Annotated in this window: 1 protein-coding gene; it reads left to right on the top strand. The window is 38.5% G+C overall.

Translation table 11 applies throughout. The annotated features are described in order from the left end of the window. Positions 1–111: 111 nt before the first annotated feature. Positions 112–696, top strand: a 585-nt coding sequence (locus D8863_RS10630) for a Y-family DNA polymerase (protein ID WP_498072857.1), incomplete at its 3' end; no start/stop codon positions are given.

Genomic DNA, 696 nt, shown 5'->3' with positions numbered 1-696 from the left:
ACATAAAGGGCGAACGTATTATCTTTACTCCTGACAAATTTGAATACGACATCACAGACTACATCGGTGAACTTATCGAAGAGCTAGAAAAACTCAAAAGGAGATAACCCTATGGGCTATATCGACTACACTATAGAACCTCAAAGTGACATAGCTTTCCTCGATATGAAGTCCTTTTACGCTTCAGTTGAATGTGTAGATAGAGGTTTGCATCCGCTCTACACATCATTGTGTGTCATGAGCAGAGCAGATAACTCAGCAGGATTAATACTGGCTTCCTCTCCTATGTTTAAGAAAGTATTCGGAAAAGCAAACGTAGGGCGTTCTTACGACTTGCCATTTGATATAAACACTCGTAAATTCAGCTACCAGAATGCGTGGAAACAGGGGATAGACGTAACACCAAAGTATAAATCTTTCATCGAACACTGGGCAAAGCGTACACTCATTGTTCCTCCTCGCATGGACAGATATATTGAAAAGAATTTAGAGATTCAACATATCTTTCAAGACTATGCTGCTCCAGATGACATTCTCCCCTATTCAATTGATGAAGGTTTTATCGACCTTACTAGCTCACTTTCTTACTTTATTTCTGACAAGTCAATGTCAAGGAAAGATAAGTTAGATAATGTTTCGGCTATGATTCAGAGAGATATTTACCGTAAAACAGGTATTATTTCAACTGTTGGAATG

It is taken from the genome of Streptococcus oralis, from assembly GCF_003943825.1.
GTDB classification, from domain to species: Bacteria; Bacillota; Bacilli; order Lactobacillales; family Streptococcaceae; genus Streptococcus; species Streptococcus oralis_CD.
Note: the sequence above shows the minus strand (reverse complement) of the source record. Positions and strands in the feature narration are given on the sequence as shown.